Below are 20,849 nucleotides of genomic sequence, written 5' to 3' on the forward strand. Positions count from 1 at the left end.
TATTAAGGATACTATCGTTGAGCAGCTTATTGGTATCACAGAAATCGGATACCCCTCTTTTTTATAGTTATTTGGCTCTTCTCGCTTGGGTTCCCCTACCGTTGGGCAGCAATAAAGCCTGGGCTATCAGTCTGTTATCCAGTATCACTTTCGCATTACTTGCTTGGTGGTTAGTGCTTTATACTCAACGAAAACTGAGTTTAAGTAAGAGTTTCTCTAACAGCTGGTTGGTTATTGCATTACTGTTGTGCGCTCCTCTTTGGGCTTTAATGCAGTTTCAGCTCGACATAACGATTGATCCCGCTAACACGCTACAAGATGCTCTGTTTGGCTTCGCTTTGGCCGGATTATTTACCCTCACTACGCTGCTCGTTAAAAGTAAGCGACGCATCAAACTCCTTTGCTTTACCTTGGTTGGCAGCGGGCTGTTTCAAGCTGTCTATGGCAGCATGATGACCCTCACGGGTATCGAATATCTATTTTTTGTGCCTAAAGAACATTACCTCAACCTCACCACCGGTACCTTTGTTAACCGTAATCATCTTGCTGGCTATCTAGAGCTCACCTTAGCCGTTGGCATCGGCCTGATGATATCGACACTCGATGGCAGCTCTGCCGCCAATTGGCGTGACTTCTTCCGCCGCCTACTCACTACCCTGCTAGGCAATAAAGCGCGCTTGCGGATTATTCTAGTCATGATGGTTGCTGGATTAGTGATGTCCCATTCACGCATGGGCAACAGCGCTTTTTTTGCCAGCCTTTCCATCGCTGGTGTGCTTGCACTCATACTAAGCCGACGTTCAACAAAGGCCACTATCATACTAATCAGCAGTTTGATTATTATTGACTTATTCGTAGTTGGTACTTTTTTTGGCGTGGAGCAGGTGGTACAGCGTTTGGAGAAGACCAGCGATAGTTCGGAAACTCGAGACGAAGTAAACACTTACACCCTTGGCGCTATCGAGGATAACCTGTTAACAGGAAGCGGGGCTGGCAGCTATTACACGCTCTTTCCCGCCTATCGGGAGTATGATGCAGGGAGAGGCTTTTATAACCATGCCCATAATGACTATTTTGAGTTTGCCAGTGATTATGGCGTGGTGGTGACCGGATGCCTAATGCTGGCGGTTTTATTGGTGTTTATATCAGCTATACGGGCGCAGATAAAACGTAAAAATACATTGATGCGCGGCCTCGCCTTTAGCGCAACCATGGCCATTATTGCGCTCGCTATTCATTCTACGGTTGATTTTAATCTGCAAATCCCTGCGAATGCTGCGACCTTTGTCATTATTCTCGCACTAGGGCAGATATCGTTACACCATAAAAGCCGAGAGCGTTAGATGAAAGAATGAACCGACTATGGTGTGAAGCGCCTCTTCGTGCCGATGACACCATCTGCAGATGACCAAGCATTCATCGCCGCGGGGGCGCGGCTCCTACATTGGCTTATACCTTACCAATAGAGTCAAATGTTATCGCTGCCAGAGGCAGCTCCTACCATAAAAACAACAAGCCATAGCCTTGTGGGAGCCTCTTCTAGAGGCGATGAATTTTGATTGAGAATTATCTCTGCCAGAGGCAGCTCCTACCACAAAAACAACAAGCTATAGCCTTGTGGGAGCCCCTTCTAGGGGCGATGAATTTTGATTGAGAGCTGTGATAAGCGCCTGCCCGCCAATTCCACCATCCGCAGATGACCAAGCATTCATCGCCGCGGGGGCGCGGCTCCTACATTGGTTTATACCCCGCAGGTTACCTTACCAATAGAGTCAAATGTTATCGCTGCCAGAGGCCGCTCCCACAGTATGACTAAACCACTCAGTTGCAACTCCTATGGAATAATAACCTTAGCTGTTGGGCAGACCTCACCTAATTTTGTTTTTAATACCTGTTTCGCTTCTTTGTCACCATGCACAATGCGGATCTCTTTAGGTTTATGTCTCATGCGTTTAACAAAATTGACTAGGTCTTTTTGATCTGCATGGGCGGAATAACCACTGAGCGTATAGACCCCTGCTTTGATATCGATTCTTTCATCATCCAGATAAACATAGCCTCCCTTGGGGCCATAACGCTGAATATCCCACCCTGGCGTACCCTGGGCCTGATAACCCACAAACACCACATCGGTACGTTTATCTCCCAGCAACGCTTTAAGGTAGTTCACTATTCGTCCACCAGCGCACATACCACTAGCAGCAATCACAATGGCAGGCTTGCCGCTATGTTTTAGATAGTTAACCAATTTCACATGATCCTTATGTGAATCAATGGTGATGAGCTGGTCGAACGCCAGCGGGTGTCGCCCTTTGCTTTTACGCGCTTTCGCTTCTGCATCCCAAAGTGCATTTAAATCACGGTAATGCTCAGTAAATTTTGCGGCCAGTGGCGAATCCACAATCACGTCGATATTCTCCCAAGCGGTACCTTTGTCCCTGTGGATAATATCTTCTAATTCATACAGCAGTTCTTGGGTTCGGCCAATACTAAACGCTGGGATTAATACCGTACCGGCATCTTGTAAACAGTGTCTGACGATCGCCTCTAGATGCTGACGACGGTTGTGTCGGTTTTCATGCCGTTTATCACCATAAGTGCTTTCAATCACTAGTCGATCTGCCCGCCAAGGGGATTTAGGGGCGGGCAATAACGGCGCATAGGGGGCACCGAGATCACCCGAAAACACGATGATTTCGTTATCATATTTAAATTCGATATAAGCCGAGCCTAAAATATGACCCGCCGGTTGATACCTAAAGGTTAACCCTTCGATAGAATCCACTGCCTGCCACTGTTTATATTCTACCGGCTGCAACCGACTTTCGATTAGCCGTAAAAATTGATTGATCAACTCCTCGTCACGGGTAACACCGATTTTTAGTGCATCTTCAAGCACCAGCGGCAGTAATTGCGCGGTGGCTTTTGAAGCAATAATCGGCCCGTTAAACCCTGCGGCAATAAGCGCTGGGATACATCCCACATGATCGATATGACAGTGGGTGACAAACAGCCCTTTAACGGTATCGATAGGAAAGTCTAGCTGTAATGTATCGGATTCTGAGCCACTACTTTCTGCCCCTTGAAACATGCCGCAATCAATCAATACACTGGTCTTGTTATCTAAAACCAACTCATGGCATGAACCCGTTACCCCGTTGACTGCACCGTGATGTTTTATCTCAATCATTAAAACCTCCATGTTCAAATTGATGCTTGATTGGTTGCCCATGATTCAATGTGAAGATCTTTTGGAAGCCAAGCATCGTGGTGATTTATTAGGATTATAGCTGCATTGGTGTGGTTTGTTCCTCACAGGAACCCAACGGGAGATTGGTTTATATCTGTGGGAGCAGCCTCTGGCTGCGATAGATGTTGAGTCGTATTGGTACGGTTCGTTCCTCACCGGTACCCTACAAAATGTGGGAGCTACCTCTGGCTGCGATAGATATTGGTCGTACTGGTACGGTTCGTTCCTCACCGGTACCCTACAATACGTGGGAGCTGCCTCTGGCTGCGATAGATGTTGGGTCTTATTGGTACGGTTCGTTCCTCATCGGTACCCTACGGAAATAGTTGATAGAATATCAGGGCGAACTCCCTTCTATTTATTTCGCACATGCGTTATTCCGGCTGATATAATGTTGACAATTTTAAGTGCTGCAGAAGGAAAATCAGCGAATGAAAGTCACAGTATTTGGCATAGGTTATGTGGGGCTCGTACAGGCAGCGGTATTGGCTGAAGTTGGCCACGATGTTTGTTGTGTTGATGTCGATGCCCAAAAGGTTGAAAACCTAAAAAATGGCCTCATTCCCATCTACGAACCCGGCCTCACACCCCTGGTACAATCTAACTATGAAGCGGGCCGTTTGCTGTTTACCACCGATGCAAAAGCTGCGGTTGAGTTCGGTGAGATTCAGTTTATTGCCGTAGGTACGCCACCGGATGAAGATGGTTCTGCTGATCTGCAGTATGTCCAAGCGGTGGCTAAGACGATTGCGACCTATATGCAAGCGCCGAAAATTATTATTGATAAATCAACCGTCCCCGTCGGTACCGGAGATAAGGTTGAAGCTACCGTTGCTGCTGTATTGGCCGAGCGGGAATCAACTCTCGAGTTTCATATCGTCTCAAACCCTGAATTTCTTAAAGAAGGGGCTGCGGTCAGTGACTGTATGCGCCCAGACCGGATTGTTATCGGCACCGAAAACGATCACGTTAAAGATGTGATGACCGAGTTGTATGCCCCTTTCAACCGTAACCATGACCGCATTATTTTTATGGATGTCCGTAGTGCAGAGCTGACAAAATATGCCGCAAACTGCATGTTGGCCACAAAAATCAGCTTCATGAACGAGATGGCGAATATAGCTGAGATGGTTGGGGCTGATATCGAAAACGTCCGTAACGGTATCGGTTCGGATGAACGTATCGGTTATCACTTTATCTATCCTGGCTGTGGATACGGCGGTTCATGCTTCCCTAAAGATGTGCAAGCCTTGGTCAAAACCTCAGAACAGATCGGTTATGATTCACAAATTCTGAAAGCTGTTGAAGCGGTTAATGCCAAACAGAAAACTAAATTATTCGAACTGATCAATCGTCATTTTAATGGCGATGTTGCGGGTAAGACTGTCGCGCTTTGGGGCTTGTCTTTTAAACCCAAAACCGATGATATGCGAGAATCCTCTAGTCGTGTATTGATGGAACTGTTATGGGCTGCCGGCGCCAAAGTGCAGGCCTTTGATCCAGAAGCGATGGAAGAAACACAACGCATCTACGGATCTCGTCCCGATCTAAATCTGATGGGCACTAAAGAAGCCGCGCTCAATGGCGCTGATATGTTAGTGATCTGTACCGAATGGCAAAGCTTCCGCGCACCGGATTTCGATATGATCAAGCAGCAGCTGGCAGAGCCGGTTATCTTTGATGGCCGTAACCTTTATGATCCACAACGAATGGCTGATCGTGGTTTTAGTTATTACGCCATTGGCAGAGGTTTATCGATTAAGTTGTAATGGTGTAGGGTGCTGGTGAGCTTTGCGAACCACACCGGTGATGACTAACGGTTTTGAATATAAGACGCCTCCGTTGGTGCGGTTCGTTCCTCACCGACACCCTACTGATTTCATGGATGTTGATGTACATCGTTATAGTTCGTTACCACCCGTAGGGTGCTGGTGAGTTTTACGAACCGCACCGATGATGAGTAACGATTTTAAATATAAGACCGTTTCCATTGGTGCGGTTCGTTCCTCACCGGCACCCTACGCATTTCATGGATGCTGATGTTCATTGTTATGGTTCGTTACCACACGTAGGGTGCCGGTGAGTTTTACGAACCGCACCGGTGATGAGTAACGATTTTGGATATAAGACCGCCTTCGTTGGTGCGGTTCGTTCCTCACCGGCACCCTACGAAATTGATTGATGTTGTATTGGTGCGGGTCATCAACAGCTTTTTAAATATTATTCAGGATAAAGACAATGCAGTTAACCTATCTCGTCACCGGTGCTGCCGGTTTTATCGGCAACTTTGTGTCAGAGCGTTTGTGCCAAGCTGGGCATAAGGTCATTGGCTTGGATAACCTGAATGATTATTATGACCCCGCGCTGAAAGATGCTCGTTTAGCACGGCTTGAGCAATACCCTCAGTTTACCTTTAAAAAATTGGATCTCGCCGATCGTGAAGGCATGGCACAACTCTTTGCCGAGAGTGGCTTTGATCGCGTGATACATTTAGCCGCCCAGGCAGGGGTACGTTACTCCTTAGAAAACCCATTTGCCTATGTTGATTCCAACCTGACCGGCATGATGACTATCTTGGAAGGCTGCCGACAGAACAATATTAAACATTTAGTCTATGCCTCATCCTCATCGGTGTATGGCATGAACACCAAGATGCCCTTTTCGACCGAAGATGGGGTAAATCATCCCGTCTCACTCTATGCCGCCACTAAGAAATCCAATGAGTTGATGGCGCATAGTTATTCACACCTGTACGGAATTCCAACCACCGGTTTGCGCTTCTTTACCGTCTATGGCCCTTGGGGTCGTCCTGATATGGCACCCTTCCTATTTACCAGCGCTATTCTAGAAGACCGCCCCATTAAAGTGTTTAACCACGGTAAGATGCTGCGTGATTTCACCTATATCGATGATATTGTGGAAGGCGTTATCCGTATTCAAGATGTTATCCCGCAAGTGGATGATAACAATCCAAGAACCAGTCCGGATAGTAGTAGCGCGCCTTATCGGTTATACAATATCGGTAATAATGAACCCATTGAGTTAAGTCGTTTTATTGAGGCGATTGAATCAGCGGCGGGTAAAAAAGCCATTAAAGAATATTTACCGATGCAACCTGGGGATGTTCCTGCGACATACGCGGATATTGATAGCCTGCAACAAGCGACCGGCTTCAAGCCGAGCACCACCATTGAAGAGGGTATGCAAAAGTTTGTTGATTGGTATAAAGAGTATTACAACGCTTAAAAGCCTTTTCATCATTTGATGGGTGACGGTAGGTAAAACCGAACCAACACACCCCAACATCTATCGCCGCCAGAGGCGGCTCCCACAAAATCCACACATTCCATCGATTTGGCGTAGGGTGGCGGTGAGGTACGAACCGCACCTGTGGGAACAAGCTTATATCAAATCCATTATTTATCATCGGTGCGGTTCGCAAAGCTCACCAGCACGCTACGAGTGGTTGTATCGGTGAGGTACGGGCATATATCGCCGCCAGAGGCAGCTCCCACAAAATCCACACACCCCATCTGTTTCCCGTAGGGTGGCGGTGAGGTACGAACCGCACCAGTGGGAACAGCCTTAGATCAATAACCATCACCCATCATCAGTGCGGTTCGTAAAGCTCACCGGCACGCTACGAGTTATAACCGAACCGGAGGTGCGAACAGCTATCGCCGCCAGAGGCAGCTCCCACACAAAAGGCTGCTCCCACATATTCATTCTGATAAACCGTAATTCAAACAAAAAAAAGCCTCTTTTCAATAATGAAAAGAGGCTTGAGTCATGGGTACAAGAATATCCATGGAAATCTAGAAGATAAGTTGATACAGCCGTTAGTGAACAACTGTATCAAGCTCGGGGATTAACCCCGAATCGACAGCCTTTGTATCAATAACAAAGGCTACCGGATGTGACGCCATTAAAGATGAAGTCTTTAATTACATCACCATGCGACGTACATCGCTTAACAACTGATTCAGGTAGGTCAAGAATCGTCCCGCATCACTGCCGTTAATCGCACGATGATCGTAAGACAAGCACAGAGGCAACATCTTACGTGGTTCGAACTCTTTACCGTTCCAGCGTGGTTCGATATCCGCTTTAGACACACCTAAAATAGCTACTTCAGGGGCATTAACTACCGGCGTAAAGCCTGTACCGCCAATACCACCTAAGCTTGAGATCGTGAAACAAGCGCCCTGCATCTCTGCTGGTTTCAGCTTACGACCTTTCGCTTTACCCGCCAGTTCTACCGCCGCCAGGGACAGTTCATAGATGCTCATTTTGTCTGCATCTTTGATCACTGGGACCATCAGGCCATTTGGTGTATCAACCGCCATACCGATATTGACATACTTTTTGTAGACGATGTGTTCACCATCTGCATGCAGCGAAGCATTAAATTTCGGATGGGCTTTAAGAGCGATCGCAATCGCTTTCAGCATAAAGGGTAATGGTGTCAGTTTAACGCCATTACGCGCCGCTTCCTCTTTCATCTCGGCACGGAACAGTTCGAGGTCGGTGATATCGGCTTTATCAAACTGAGTTACATGGGGAATGTTCAACCAGCAGCGTGACATGTTGGCAGCGGTCAGCTTATGGATCTTGGACATTTTCACCATTTCGATTTCACCGAACTGGCTGAAATCGACTTCTGGAATGGCCGGAATACCTGAACCGGTGACTGCCGCCTTAGGCTTCTCAGCCAATTGCTTCAGCGCACCTTTAACATATGCCTGAACGTCTTCTTTCAGGATACGTGTCCGTGGGCCAGTACCGCTCACCAAGGACAGATCAACACCAAATTCACGGGCGATCGCACGTACGGCGGGGCCTGCATGAACCTGTTTATTTTTCTGCTCTAGGGCTGCACGATCAATCTGCGCAACCGGTGCCGCAGGCGTTGCTGCTTTAGCTGGCGCAGCAGCGACTGGCGCTGGGGCTGCAGTCGTTGGTGCAGGAGCAACGGGTGCCGCTGCAGGTGCAGACCCTTCCACTTCCAGTTGCATCAACAGTTGACCTTCGTTGACCTGATCACCGTCTTTGATCTTCATGGATTTCACGACACCGGCTTTCGGTGCAGGTACTTCCATAGAGGCCTTATCGGTTTCCAATACCAGCACTGAATCGCCTTCAGCAACGGTATCGCCATCCTTCACTAGCACTTCAACCACATCAACATCGGTTGCACCACTGAGATCAGGGATCAGAATATCTTCAACACCACCCGCGACCGGTGCAGCGGTTGGCGCTGCAGCCACAGGTGCGGCTGCTTCAGCGGCAGGCGCCTCAACAGCAGCCGGTGCCGCAGCACCCGCAACCTGAATATCTCCCAGATGATCACCTTCATTAACGGTATCACCCTCATTAATATTGATCGAAACGATCACACCCGCCTGTTCAGCAGGCACTTCCATGGAAGCTTTATCGGTTTCGAGGGCGATTAGAGAATCCCCTTCAGCAACGGTATCCCCTACTTTAACCAACACCTCAACGACATCGACATCCGTCGCGCCACTGAGGTCGGGTACGAGTATTTTCTCTACCGCACTGGCCGCCGCTGGCGCTGCACTCGGTGCAGGTGCCGCTTCTGCTGCCGGAGCAGGTGTAGCCGGAGCTGCCGTGACCACTGGCGCCACCTCTTCAACCACCAGCCCAGTTTCTAATACGACAATCGGCTGACCTTCGTTACAGGTGCTGTCGACTTCGACCAAAATCTCTTTCACTGTACCCGCATGGGTAGAGGGGACCTCCATAGAGGCCTTATCGGTTTCCAGCACGATCAGAGAATCGCCTTCAACCACTGTGTCACCCACGGCGACACAAACTTCAACAATATCGACGTCTGTTGCGCCACCAATATCAGGAACCGTAATGTTTACAGTACTCACGTCATTATCCTCTCTTAAAAGTTTAGCGTCGGGTTACACAGTCCAAGGAGCTGGTTTTTCCGGATTAATACCAAACTTCTTCATTGCCTTAGCGACCACAGAACGCTCAACCTGCCCCTCTTCCGCCAAGGCAGATAGAGCAGCAACAGTTACGTAGTAACGGCTAACTTCAAAGAAATCACGCAACTTAGCACGTGTATCAGAGCGACCGAAACCATCGGTACCCAACACTTTATAAGTGCCTGGGATATATTCACGCAGCTGATCAGCATAGTTACGCATGTAGTCAGTCGAGGCGATCACAGGACCCTGACGATCTTTCAGACAATCTTGCAGATAGGAGGTACGCAGTTCCTCTTCAGGATGCAGCATGTTCCAACGGGCAACACCCTGCGCATCACGGCGCAGCTCATTGATTGAGGTAGTGCTCCAGATATCGGCTTCGATACCATAATCCTCACGCAGAATGTCGGCAGCTGCGATCACTTCACGCAGGATCGTACCGCAACCCATTAGCTGAACTTTCTTCTCGGCATCTTTACCTTCTTGCAGAAGGTACATCCCTTTAACAATACCTTCCTCAGCGCCAACCGGCATCGCTTTGTGGGCATAGTTTTCGTTCATGGTGGTGATGTAGTAGAACTTGTTCTCTTTGTCCTGGAACATCCGTTTCAGGCCATCCTGAACAATAACGGTCAGTTCATAACCAAAGGTCGGATCATAAGAGACACAGTTCGGAATCATCTGCGCCATCAGGTGAGAATGGCCATCCTGATGCTGCAGTCCTTCACCGTTAAGGGTGGTACGACCAGAGGTTGCGCCGATAAGGAAACCACGCGCCTGCATATCACCGGCAGCCCAAGCCAAATCCATCACCCGTTGGAAACCAAACATAGAGTAATAGATATAGAAAGGCACCAAGGTGCAGTTGTTATTACTGTATGAAGTGGCACAGGCCATCCACGCAGACATCGCCCCTGCTTCGTTAATCCCTTCTTCTAGAATCTGACCGGTTTTAGACTCTTTGTAGAACATGATCTGATCGGAGTCATGGGGTACATAGTTCTGACCGGCAGAGGTGTATATACCGAGTTGACGGAACATACCTTCCATACCAAAGGTACGGGCTTCATCCGGCACGATCGGTACAACACGATCACCAATGTTTTTATCTTTAACCAATGTGCTCATCACACGGTTAAGCACCATCTGAGTCGACATTTCGCGCTTGCCGCTATCTTTTAGCTGCGCCGCGAAGGTTTCTAGTGGTGGAATTTCTAAGGCATCGAAGTCACTACGTCGAGTCGGATAGACACCGCCTAAACGGTTACGTCGATCCATCATGTACTTCATCTCTGCAGAATCGGGCGATGGACGGTAGTAAGGTACTTCTTTCAGCTGATCATCGGTCAGCGGAATATTGTGGTGATTACGGAAGTCTTTCAGATCTTCCATCGCCACTTTTTTCAGTGAGTGGGTATCGTTTTTAGCCGTACCTGATTTACCGGTACCGTAACCTTTAACGGTTTGCGCCAGAATAACCGTTGGCTGACCTTTATGGTTCATCGCCTCATGGTAAGCCGCATACACTTTGTAAGGGTCGTGGCCGCCACGGTTGAGGTTCATGATATCGTCGTCGGAGAGATCTTTAACCATCTCCAGCAGTTCTGGATACTTGCCAAAGAAATGCTCACGGGTGTAAGCGCCACCGTTAGCCTTGTAGTTTTGCAGCTCACCGTCACAGACTTCGTCCATGCGTTTCTGCAACAAACCTTTAGTGTCGTTTTCAAACAGTGGATCCCAGTGACGGCCCCACAAACACTTGATGACGTTCCAGCCTGCGCCACGGAACACACCTTCGAGTTCCTGAACAATTTTACCGTTACCCCGTACTGGTCCGTCTAGACGCTGCAGGTTACAGTTAACCACGAAGACGAGGTTTTCGAGATGTTCACGGCCTGCTAGCGAGATAGCACCTAAGGATTCCGGCTCATCACACTCACCATCACCGAGGAACGCCCAAACTTTACGCTCGCCACGATCGATCATTGAACGAGATGACAGGTAACGCATCACGTGCGCTTGGTAAATCGCTTGCAACGGGCCAAGACCCATAGAAACCGTTGGGAACTGCCAAAAATCAGGCATCAGCCAAGGGTGTGGATAAGAGGGTAAACCACCGCCATCGACTTCACGACGGAAGCTATCCATCTGCTCTTCGGTTAGACGGCCTTCAAGATAGGCGCGAGAATAGATACCGGGAGAGATATGCCCCTGGAAGAACACCAGATCGCCTTCACGATCGCCTTCAGAGCCATGGAAAAAGTAGTTAAAACCGATATCGTATAAAGTTGCAGAAGAGGAGAAACTAGAGATATGACCGCCAAGACCGTCGGCGTTGTCATTGGCGCGCATGACCATTGCCATCGCGTTCCAACGGATAAAAGAACGGATACGGCGTTCCATAAACAGGTCGCCCGGCATGCGGACTTCATCTTTCGATGCGATCGTGTTTCGATAAGGGGTCGTCAGGGATGCATTTGAGTTTACGCCTAGGTCAGACGCTTTTTCACCCAGCTTTTGCAGGATGTAATGGGCACGTTCGCTGCCTTCATTCTTAGCAACGGATTCTAGTGCCTCTACCCATTCACTGGTTTCAATTGGATCAATATCGTCGGTATATTCTTGCACTTTGCCTTTCTCCACTATTCTTGACTTGCACTCAAAACCAGAGGATTGCATCACTCTGGCGGTCAATAAACTCTGTTAAGAATAGAAGTTATCAGTAAAAAAGCAGGCAAAAAACAACCGAATTATGCTGAACCCAATGATTTAATGGATTTTAGCACTTTGCTCTGCTCATTTGTCCTTTCAACCAACACTTCTGTGAATGCCTTAATAGAGCCAAAACAGGCGTCATGCTGCACTGCAGCAAGCCTGCCACTTTTTTATTGTCGTTGTAATTATGTAGTAATACTACAAAATTACAGGTTTAAAGTCTACTTCTGCGGCACAACCGGCAAGCATTGTAGTTTTTATACAGAAGCCCAATTACAACGCCGTGACATCCGTCCGACGCAGTGCTCGTTTGATCCGAGTATTCTCTTTGCCCTGCTCCAACAAAGCCTCTTCTACATAGGCTAAATGATCATGAGCTGCCTTACGAGCGTTCTCTGGCTCGCCGGCAACAATCGCATCGAGCAATAAGGTATGTTGCTCATGTATTTTGCTCCGCATCTCGCTTTTAGGGTAGACGTCTTTGAGGTTTTCCCAAATATGTTGGCGTAACAAACTAAACAGGGCGCGCATCATATGCAACAACACCATATTATGGGTCGATTCTGCGATGGCCAAGTGGAAATCGACATCCGCATACACTTCTTTATCAAACTCTTTTCGGTCATGAAACATCTGTAGCGCATCATAACGCGCACGAATATGTTCTTTATCCGCGGGGGTACTGCGTAACGCCGCATAGTATGCAGACACCCCTTCCAACGCATGACGAAACTCTAAAAGATCATACTGCGCCTCGGGGTGGGTTTGAAACAGTTCTAATAAGGGATCAGAGAAGGCCCGACCCAACTCTTCGGATACATAGGTGCCTCCACCTTGCCGACTCACCAGTACACCTTTGGCGGCCAATTTCTGTATCGCCTCACGTAAGGATGGCCGAGAAACCTCAAACTGTTTCGCTAATTCACGCTCTGCCGGTAACTTTTGTCCGGGCTTTAGCGTCCCTTCCAACACCATATCTTCAAGCTGCGCCATGATCACATCGGATATTTTCGGCTGCTTAACTCGCTGATACACCATCCCTCGCCACCTATTACTCGTTTTATTCCATGCCGGCCATCAATCTTTAACCTGCCCTATTAATGTAAACCGTTGCTAACAGGCGGTCTACAGAGGCTCTACTACTGTTTTAACACAACCGTTGTCTGCGGCTGTACGACATTTGTCGTATGTCTATCTTCAAGCTTATCGCTTCTTATTGATTTGATTAAAAAATCACTGCCTATTACTTCACAATCGCGAAAACGGACTCACGCACAGATGGATAAAAACATTGACAACTGTGTGGTCTAAATTCTATGGTAGCGACTCATTGCATGGTAAATTGGTAAGACCAATTATTCAAGAACATTTTCAAAAGCTCAGAATGGCCTGTTCTTTGTCTTGCAACGACTGATTTAAAAGACTCATAAAAACAACAAATATCCTGGGGGAGGAGTATGAATACATTCGCCAAGACCCTAGTCTCTGCTGCGTGATGACAACAGCGATGACTGCCACAACCGTTACCCTTCAAGCCGTTGATAGAGTACTGCTGAAAACACCGATCGCTTTCGGCTCTCATCTGCCGGCACTCGGCACACCGATTAAATGGGTCTCCGAACAGCTACCGATTATGAGTGAAGGCTCCATTAAGCTGAAAATCTATGAGCCCGGTAAGCTGGTCGGCGCGATTGATGCGACTGAATTCTCTCAACCCGCTATCGATCAACGTCTAGGCCTGTATAAGATCGCTAAATACAACTACTTCCCTTGCTGGCATCAGCAGGCCACTATCTTTGAGCTGCTGATCAACAAAGATACTTGGAAGGGCATGAGTAAGTCGCAACAGGCGATTGTGGATAACACCTGTAAAGCGTCTGTAACCAATGCAGTCGCCTAAGGTGAAGCGATGCAGTTTGATGTTATGGCCAATGCCAAAGAACATGGCGTGCATATCCGTTATTGGAATGACACCATGCTGACCGCCTTTGAAGAAAAGTGGGACGAAGTGGTTGCAGAGAAGACCGTTGCAGATCCTTTCTTCAAGAAAGTTTGGGGTGACCTGAGTACTTTCCGTAAAGGTTATGACCTTAGGGAATCTAACGCTTTCCTTCCGTGTGCAACCAACAAATAAGTTTGGCTTAAAATGACGGAGGGGCTACTGCTCCTTCGTTTATGATTTCCGACCTACCCAACGGACTGTCGATCACCCGGAAGGTTAGGCTGAACATATAAAAACGAATTGAACCCTATAATCCATATTGATTTGTAACTGGGCTAATTCCGAGAGAACTCTGTCAAAAAAGGTATTTCGATGAAACAGGCATATCAGCAATTCAAGCAACAGCTATTGGCATTTCTTACCGACAGTCAAATCATATCTGACCCGTTACGTACGTTGGCCTATGGTACGGATGCCAGTTTTTACCGTCTTATTCCACAACTGGTGGTACGGCCGGAATCGGAAGCGGATGTTGCCCGTATTGTTAAGTTGGCCAACCGACATAAAATCCCGGTGACCTTTCGTGCCGCGGGCACCAGCTTATCGGGACAGGCGATTACTGACTCGGTCTTGATTCAACTCAGAGATGGTTGGAAAGCGATCTCGATCAATGAAGATGCCAGCCAAATCTCCTTGCAACCGGGTGTGATTGGCGGTCATGCGAATAAACATCTCGCCCCCTTTAACAAAAAGATCGGGCCTGACCCCGCCTCGATCAACAGCGCCATGATTGGTGGGATCGCGGCGAATAACGCCAGCGGTATGTGTTGTGGCACCGCTCAAAACAGTTATCGCACCCTGAATCGAATGAAGCTGGTACTGGCCGATGGCACCAAGCTAGACACCGGTAACGCCGAGTCTATCCGCCACTTTAAGCAAACGCATAAAGGTTTGCTTGACGCACTGGCCTCTTTAGCACAGCAGACTCAGTGCAACGAGCCTCTGCGGCAACGTATTGAACACAAATACCGTCTGAAAAATACCACCGGTTACGCGCTAAACGCTCTCGTGGACTATCAAGATCCGATCGATATCATGCAGCATCTGATGATCGGCTCGGAAGGCACCTTGGGCTTCATCAGCGAGATCACCTACAACACCGTGGATGAACATCCTAATAAAGCCTCGGCATTGATTTTTTTCCCCACGGTCCGCACCACCTGCGAAGCGGTAGCCCTGCTGAAACAGACACCGGTATCAGCGGTGGAGATGATCGACCGTGCCAGCTTACGCTCGATTGAAAATAAACCAGGGATGCCTGAGTTTATTAAAACCCTACCTAATGATGTAGCAGCTCTGCTGGTCGAAACTCGCTCTAGCTGCAAAGAACATCTACAGCAACAGGTGGACAGCATCACCGCTTCTATCGCGGCCCTTGAAACCGTTCAGCCGGTGAAGTTCACTACCGATCCTGCGGAATATTCACAGTACTGGGCTATTCGTAAAGGGTTGTTCCCCGCGGTCGGCGCCGTTCGTAAAACCGGCACCACGGTGATTATTGAAGACGTGGCCTTCCCCGTACCCCAGTTAGCAGAAGCCGTACATGATCTGCATGAGATCTTTATTAAATGGGAATATCACGAAGCCCTGATTTTCGGTCATGCGCTCGAAGGCAATCTACACTTCCTCTTTACCCAATCCTTTGATAACCCAGCCGAACTTAAGCGCTATGAAGGCTTGATGGACGATGTCGCTACACTGGTGGTGGATAAGTATGACGGCTCCCTCAAAGCAGAACACGGTACCGGCCGGAATATGGCCCCCTACGTCGAAAAAGAGTGGGGCGCAGAGGCCTACAATCTGATGTGGGAGATTAAAGAGCTGTTCGACCCCAACAATATCCTCAACCCCGGCGTATTGCTGAACCGTAATCCTCAGGTGCATCTTGAAAACCTAAAACCGCTACCGGCAGCCGAAGCGCTGGTCGATAAATGTATCGAGTGCGGCTTTTGTGAATCAACCTGTCCTTCGCGTGATCTCACCTTAAGCCCCCGCCAACGAATCGTTATCTGGCGGGAGATTGCTCGTCTTGAAGCCAGCCAAGAAGATCCCGAACGACTGAAAGAACTGCGTAAAGAGTACCTTTATCAGGGGATAGATACCTGCGCCGCCTGCGGGTTATGCTCTACTACCTGTCCAGTAGAGATCAACACCGGTGACCTAACGCGATTACTACGCAGCCGCAATAATCAGCGCCATGCAAAACTGGCGCAATGGCTGGCGGAACATTACGGTGGGGTGATGAATGCCAGTCGGGTCGCTTTTAAAGGTGCAGACCTCGCTCACGCCGTTTTCGGCACCAAGGTGATGGGCGCACTGACGAAAACGAGCCGCAAGCTCTCGGGTGGACGGGTGCAGCAGTGGACACCCTCAATGCCTAAAGCGGCAGCAAAGATTGTCTCTCCTTCGGTGATGAACCCCGATGCGCCGAAAGTGGTCTATCTGCCTAGCTGTGCTAGCCGATCCATGGGACCCGCACGGGGAGATGAGGAACAAACACCCCTAGCTGAAAAAACCGAAAACCTGCTACGTAAAGCGGGATTTCAGATTATCTACCCCGATAACCTCGACCAGCTCTGCTGCGGCATGCCTTTCCAATCGAAGGGGATGTTTGATGCGGCCGATTATAAAGCAACAGAAACCAGCAATATGCTGTTGAAAGCGAGTAATAACGGCGAGTATCCGGTGCTTTCTGATACCAGCCCCTGCAGTCTTAGACTAAAGGGTAACGTAGATCAACGTATTAACCTGTTCGACAGTGTAGAGTTTATCCATGAGTTTTTACTGGATCGACTCGTGATTACGCCTGCCGAAGAGACGGTGGCACTGCATATCACCTGTAGTAGCACCCGTATGGGCGTCACCGATAAATTACAAACGATTGTTGAACGATGCGTCACCGACGTGGTGATTCCAGAACAGATTACCTGCTGCGGTTTTGCCGGTGATAAGGGTTTTTCCACCCCCGAACTTAATGAGTCGGCACTACGCACACTCAAAGCCGATGTCGAGGGATGCTCAACAGGTTATTCCACCAGTCGCACCTGTGAAATAGGACTGTCGCACCATAGCGGCATTGATTATAAATCTATTATTTATCTTCTGGATCGTGTCAGCCAGCCAAAACTAAGCGAACAGAACACGACGCCAGAAAACAGACTGATTCAGCACAACACTGCGAATCAGTAACTAACGAGGATATTGAGCATGGCACTCCCTGAAATTAAAACGATTTTGTACACCACATCACTGGGCAAACACACTCGCCCGGTCTTTAGGCAGGCACTCAACCTTGCACAGAACCTGAATGCCCGCATTATCATGCTGCATGTCATTGAGCCGATCGGTGAGTTGGGTCACGCACTGATTCAAAACTATCTGCCGGAAGAGACCGTCAAAAAGATGCATGACGAAGGTATCGACGAAGTCATGAAACAGATGAAATCACGGATTGAGAAGTTCTGTGAAGAGGAGCTTGGTTCCCTCGATAAGGTCGTGGATCTCGATATTGAGCATATGATTGTTGAAGGCAACTACACCGACTCTATCCTAAAAACCGCCGCGAGCTGCAAAGCCGATATGATTATCATGGGGTCTGAAAACACCTTTGGTCATCACAGCCAGACCACCCGTCAGGTGATTAAAGGCGCCAAAGTGCCTGTTGTTGCGGTACCTACCGGCAAAAAATATATCTAATAGGCTAATCTAAGCGCTTTGTCCCAATCACCTTAATATAGGCGAGTGAGACAAGCGCTGTGAGCTATACATATTAAGATAAATGGTTACCCTAAGCGCTTAACATAAGTGCTTAACATAAATGCATTTACATAGGTGCATTTACATAAGCGCTCATATAGATTTACCGCCCTCTCTAAAAGTCTGCCCCGTGCAGGCTTTTGTCTATTCTGGACAGCAGAAAAACGGCTATTTTCATCGTTATTTCAGTTTAGCCAGTAATAATAGCTCCTCAGATTTTGCATTCAATCAGGATAGCCCATGGAAATAACACTCATTATCGCGGTCGCGACCGTCGCTATATTCTCAGTGTTTATCAGCCCCAAAGCGAAAGATAGCGGCGCGTTTTTTAAAGGGCTATCTCCAGAGGGCAAAGCGCCCGGTCTATTACTGCTGACATTTTCACAGGTCACCACCTGGATCTTTGCGCGTTCATTGTTAAACGCGGCGATTTTGGGATTTTACTACGGCGTTTGGGGCACCTTAGCCTATGCGGCTTATTACCTGTCATTCCTCACCGGCGCGAAGATTATTGATTCGGTACGTTTTCAACATGGTTTTGACAGTATTCAGGCCTTTCTCATCGACCGCTTCGGCCGCTGGGGCACCCGCTGTTATAACTTTGTCATCGGTGTCCGCTTAGTCAGCGAAGTGTTTGCCAATATTCTCGTGATCGGTATCTTATTTGGGGTCGCCGGCGGCACCGCCTATACCACCGCAGTGGCGCTGTTTGCCGTGGTCACCTTGGTGTACTCCATGCTCGGCGGCCTGCATGCCTCACTGCGTACCGATCTATTTCAGATGCTACTCTTTTTGCTGTTACTCGGCGCACTCACCGTTTTAGTGTTAGCCACCGGCCAGCTCACCAGTGCCGCGATCATGTTTAAAAGCTTCGCTATCAATGATCCCGGTCCTATCTTGATCTTAGTGGCTCTGTTACAGATCTGGAGCTATCCGATGCATGACCCGGTGATGATGGATCGAGGATTTATCGCCGACCGCGAAACTACCCGTAAAAGCTTCTATCATGCCGCTTGGATTAGCTTTGTCTGCATCATGCTCTTCGGTAGCTTCGGTATTATCGCGGGCGCTAATGCAATCGATGGCGAAGTGATGAATGCTACCTTGATGCGTATTCTTGGTGAAACCCCGATGCTGCTGTTTAACATCACCCTGGTTATCTCCGCGATGTCGACACTGGACAGCACCCTCTCTAGCGCCTCCAAACTGGTCGCCGTTGATATGCGCTGGATAGAACCTTCCGTCGTAAACGGCCGTATCACCATGGCGGTCTTTGTGCTGCTCGGCTTACTGTTGGTGTTTTCCGGCAATCAAGATCTATTCAGTGCGGTGGCCGTGAGCGGTACGGCATCCATGTATCTCGCACCGGTAGTTTTCTTCTCTCTCTGGGGACGGCGCACGGATATTCCTCTGTGGAGCTATCTGAGCTGTTTTTTCATCTCACTAGCAGGTGCCGCCCTCTACTTTACCGAATCCGCAGGACATACCCAGTTTCTCGGTGAGAGTCATAAATACACCAAACTGCTGGGGATCTCGATCTCTGTGCTGTTGAGCGGTTGCTTACTCTTCTGGGTAGGTATGCTCAGCCAAAAACATCAGCCGGCATTACGGGAAACAGCCATATGACCACCTTCAAACCGGATGAAACCGCCCCTCTATTAATATTTGGCGGCCCTTATAGCAATCTACAGGCTACCCAAGCTATCCAGCAGGTTGCCGAACAACAAGGGATAACGCCGAGTAATATCATCTGCACCGGCGACCTAGTGGCCTATTGTGCCCAGCCCGATGAGACGGTGAATCTACTCCGAGAGTGGGGCATCCATATTATCGCCGGTAACTGTGAAGAATCTGTCGGCCAAGGTGCTAAGGATTGTGGCTGTGGTTTTACCGAAGGTAGCTCCTGTGATCTCCTCTCTGCCCAGTGGTATAACTTTACCCTGCCTAGGGTCAGTGACGCTAATAAAGCTTGGATGCGGCAGCTTCCAGAGCAAAGCTGTTTTACCTATGGCAAACAGCGTTTCACCGTGATTCATGGTGGCCTAGACACTAATAATCAATTTCTCTTCGCCTCAGATTCAGAGGTTGAGAAGCAACAACAGCTAGCCCAATCGAATAGTGACATCATTATTTCGGGACACAGCGGCATCCCCTTTGGGCAACACATAGCTAACGGCTACTGGCTAAACGCCGGCGTTATCGGTATGCCCGCGAATGATGGCACAGCGCAAACCTGGTATATGCTGATCACGCCAGAGGATGATCAACTGGTCTGTCGTTGGCAGCGTTTAACCTATGACTATTCAACAACAGTGGAACAGATGACCGCTGCTGGCCTGAATAACGGTTATAAGCAAGCAGTGGCTACGGGATTATGGCCCAGCCTAGATGTTTTACCGACACAGGAAAAAACACTGACCGGCCGCATGTTGTCATTACCGGAGATTATTATTCCCCTCGCTTAACTCAGGCCTGCTCTTCCCGCAACAAGCCTCAGCCTCAACAGATGTGCGACGCTATTTAAGGTTTCTTAAATCGCTTATACTGCACCGATGCGAATACTCTGGATTATCATTTTTATGGCCACGCTCCTGTGGTCGGCGATTCACCCACAGGATCAGTTCACCTGGTTTCTTGAGGTGGCACCGGCATTGATCGGTGTCGTCGTCTTAGCGATAACCTTAAAAACTCATCCGCTGACGCCTTTGCTCTATGCGTTAATTCTGATCCACAGCATCATTCTGATGGTCGGTGGTCACTATACCTATGCCGAAGTCCCCCTGTTTGATCAAATATCTGAGATTTTCGGCTGGCAACGTAATAACTATGACAAAATAGGCCACCTAGCCCAAGGATTTGTACCGGCGATCATTGGCCGTGAAGTGTTACTACGTGCGCAAGCGATTAATGGTCGACGCTGGCTACATTTTTTAACGGTCTGCTTTTGCCTTGCATTCAGCGCGTTATACGAACTTATTGAGTGGGGCGTAGCGGTATTGACGGGGGAATCCGCCGAGGCTTTTCTCGGTACTCAGGGTTACATCTGGGATACTCAGTCCGATATGTTACTCGCCCTCATCGGCGCCTGTGCCGCACTACTGTGCTTGAGTCGTTGGCATGACCGTCAGCTACATCAGATGCACATCCAAACCTTATAACATCAGAT

15 protein-coding genes are annotated in these 20,849 nt (G+C 48.6%); 11 read left to right on the forward strand and 4 right to left on the reverse strand.

All coding sequences use genetic code 11. The features are described from left to right. The first annotated feature begins 17 nt into the window (after positions 1-17). On the forward strand, positions 18-1,343 hold the full coding sequence (locus EH243_RS13435) for an O-antigen ligase family protein (protein ID WP_241235083.1): 1,326 nt from the start codon (positions 18-20) through the stop codon (positions 1,341-1,343). A 491-nt stretch (positions 1,344-1,834) separates the two neighbouring features. Here EH243_RS13435 and EH243_RS13440 read toward each other — a convergent pair whose 3' ends face one another. Further along, a complete protein-coding gene (locus EH243_RS13440; RefSeq protein ID WP_206441626.1) occupies positions 1,835-3,190 on the reverse strand; it encodes an MBL fold metallo-hydrolase in 1,356 nt (451 codons plus the stop codon). Positions 3,191-3,372: 182 nt separating this feature from the next. Here EH243_RS13440 and EH243_RS13445 point away from each other — a divergent pair, with 182 nt between their 5' ends. The 3 genes from EH243_RS13445 (at position 3,373) to EH243_RS13455 (ending at position 6,496) form a co-directional block, all read left to right on the forward strand. Then, positions 3,373-3,576, forward strand: a complete 204-nt coding sequence (locus tag EH243_RS13445) for a hypothetical protein (protein WP_126159187.1) — start codon at positions 3,373-3,375, stop codon at positions 3,574-3,576. A gap of 105 nt (positions 3,577-3,681) precedes the next feature. Then, on the forward strand, positions 3,682-5,019 hold the full coding sequence (locus EH243_RS13450; RefSeq protein ID WP_126159188.1) for a UDP-glucose dehydrogenase family protein: 1,338 nt from the start codon (positions 3,682-3,684) through the stop codon (positions 5,017-5,019). A 469-nt stretch (positions 5,020-5,488) separates the two neighbouring features. After that, positions 5,489-6,496 (forward strand): NAD-dependent epimerase, encoded by a 1,008-nt coding sequence (locus EH243_RS13455; RefSeq protein WP_126159189.1) that lies wholly within the window; start codon positions 5,489-5,491, stop codon positions 6,494-6,496. A gap of 698 nt (positions 6,497-7,194) precedes the next feature. On the opposite strand, the gene aceF is transcribed toward EH243_RS13455, so the two are convergent. From aceF to pdhR, 3 genes are all read right to left on the reverse strand, one after another. Then, positions 7,195-9,147, reverse strand: a complete 1,953-nt coding sequence (aceF, locus tag EH243_RS13460) for a pyruvate dehydrogenase complex dihydrolipoyllysine-residue acetyltransferase (RefSeq protein WP_126159190.1) — start codon at positions 9,145-9,147, stop codon at positions 7,195-7,197. Between the two features lie 33 nt (positions 9,148-9,180). Continuing rightward, positions 9,181-11,889, reverse strand: coding sequence for a pyruvate dehydrogenase (acetyl-transferring), homodimeric type (aceE, locus tag EH243_RS13465; RefSeq protein ID WP_241235088.1), 2,709 nt, complete (start codon positions 11,887-11,889; stop codon positions 9,181-9,183). Between the two features lie 309 nt (positions 11,890-12,198). Continuing rightward, positions 12,199-12,963 carry a pyruvate dehydrogenase complex transcriptional repressor PdhR gene (gene pdhR, locus EH243_RS13470; RefSeq protein ID WP_126159192.1) on the reverse strand — a complete coding sequence of 255 codons (765 nt, stop codon included), beginning with the start codon at positions 12,961-12,963 and terminating at the stop codon, positions 12,199-12,201. A 469-nt stretch (positions 12,964-13,432) separates the two neighbouring features. Here pdhR and EH243_RS18805 point away from each other — a divergent pair, with 469 nt between their 5' ends. From EH243_RS18805 to EH243_RS13500, 7 genes are all read left to right on the forward strand, one after another. Next, positions 13,433-13,825, forward strand: coding sequence for a hypothetical protein (locus EH243_RS18805; RefSeq protein ID WP_338142348.1), 393 nt, complete (start codon positions 13,433-13,435; stop codon positions 13,823-13,825). A 9-nt stretch (positions 13,826-13,834) separates the two neighbouring features. After that, a complete protein-coding gene (locus EH243_RS18810) occupies positions 13,835-14,059 on the forward strand; it encodes a hypothetical protein (RefSeq protein WP_338142349.1) in 225 nt (74 codons plus the stop codon). Positions 14,060-14,239: 180 nt separating this feature from the next. Next, positions 14,240-17,116, forward strand: a complete 2,877-nt coding sequence (locus EH243_RS13480) for an FAD-binding and (Fe-S)-binding domain-containing protein (protein WP_126159193.1) — start codon at positions 14,240-14,242, stop codon at positions 17,114-17,116. A gap of 18 nt (positions 17,117-17,134) precedes the next feature. Further along, positions 17,135-17,623: a universal stress protein gene (locus EH243_RS13485; protein ID WP_126159194.1), complete on the forward strand. Its 489-nt coding sequence runs from the start codon at positions 17,135-17,137 to the stop codon at positions 17,621-17,623. A gap of 300 nt (positions 17,624-17,923) precedes the next feature. Further along, complete coding sequence (locus EH243_RS13490) at positions 17,924-19,309, forward strand: SLC5/6 family protein (protein ID WP_126159195.1); 1,386 nt, start codon at positions 17,924-17,926, stop codon at positions 19,307-19,309. After that, entirely contained in the window at positions 19,306-20,148 is an 843-nt protein-coding gene (locus EH243_RS13495; protein ID WP_126159196.1) for a metallophosphoesterase family protein, read from the forward strand. The genes EH243_RS13490 and EH243_RS13495 overlap by 4 nt, the downstream gene beginning before the upstream one ends. Before the next feature lie 87 nt (positions 20,149-20,235). Continuing rightward, positions 20,236-20,841: a DUF2238 domain-containing protein gene (locus tag EH243_RS13500; protein ID WP_126159197.1), complete on the forward strand. Its 606-nt coding sequence runs from the start codon at positions 20,236-20,238 to the stop codon at positions 20,839-20,841. The last annotated feature ends 8 nt before the right edge of the window (positions 20,842-20,849 follow it).

The sequence above is a fragment of the Amphritea opalescens genome, from assembly GCF_003957515.1.
Taxonomy (GTDB): domain Bacteria; phylum Pseudomonadota; class Gammaproteobacteria; order Pseudomonadales; family Balneatricaceae; genus Amphritea; species Amphritea opalescens.

Coding starts and splice junctions, on each gene's coding strand:
- EH243_RS13440 (WP_206441626.1), bottom strand. CDS start 3,190: ATGATTGAGATAAAACATCACGGTGCAGTCAACGGGGTAACGGGTTCA.
- EH243_RS13445 (WP_126159187.1), top strand. CDS start 3,373: ATGTTGAGTCGTATTGGTACGGTTCGTTCCTCACCGGTACCCTACAAA.
- EH243_RS13450 (WP_126159188.1), top strand. CDS start 3,682: ATGAAAGTCACAGTATTTGGCATAGGTTATGTGGGGCTCGTACAGGCA.
- EH243_RS13455 (WP_126159189.1), top strand. CDS start 5,489: ATGCAGTTAACCTATCTCGTCACCGGTGCTGCCGGTTTTATCGGCAAC.
- aceE (WP_241235088.1), bottom strand. CDS start 11,889: ATGCAATCCTCTGGTTTTGAGTGCAAGTCAAGAATAGTGGAGAAAGGC.
- pdhR (WP_126159192.1), bottom strand. CDS start 12,963: ATGGTGTATCAGCGAGTTAAGCAGCCGAAAATATCCGATGTGATCATG.
- EH243_RS18805 (WP_338142348.1), top strand. CDS start 13,433: ATGACTGCCACAACCGTTACCCTTCAAGCCGTTGATAGAGTACTGCTG.
- EH243_RS18810 (WP_338142349.1), top strand. CDS start 13,835: ATGCAGTTTGATGTTATGGCCAATGCCAAAGAACATGGCGTGCATATC.
- EH243_RS13480 (WP_126159193.1), top strand. CDS start 14,240: ATGAAACAGGCATATCAGCAATTCAAGCAACAGCTATTGGCATTTCTT.
- EH243_RS13485 (WP_126159194.1), top strand. CDS start 17,135: ATGGCACTCCCTGAAATTAAAACGATTTTGTACACCACATCACTGGGC.
- EH243_RS13490 (WP_126159195.1), top strand. CDS start 17,924: ATGGAAATAACACTCATTATCGCGGTCGCGACCGTCGCTATATTCTCA.
- EH243_RS13495 (WP_126159196.1), top strand. CDS start 19,306: ATGACCACCTTCAAACCGGATGAAACCGCCCCTCTATTAATATTTGGC.
- EH243_RS13500 (WP_126159197.1), top strand. CDS start 20,236: ATGCGAATACTCTGGATTATCATTTTTATGGCCACGCTCCTGTGGTCG.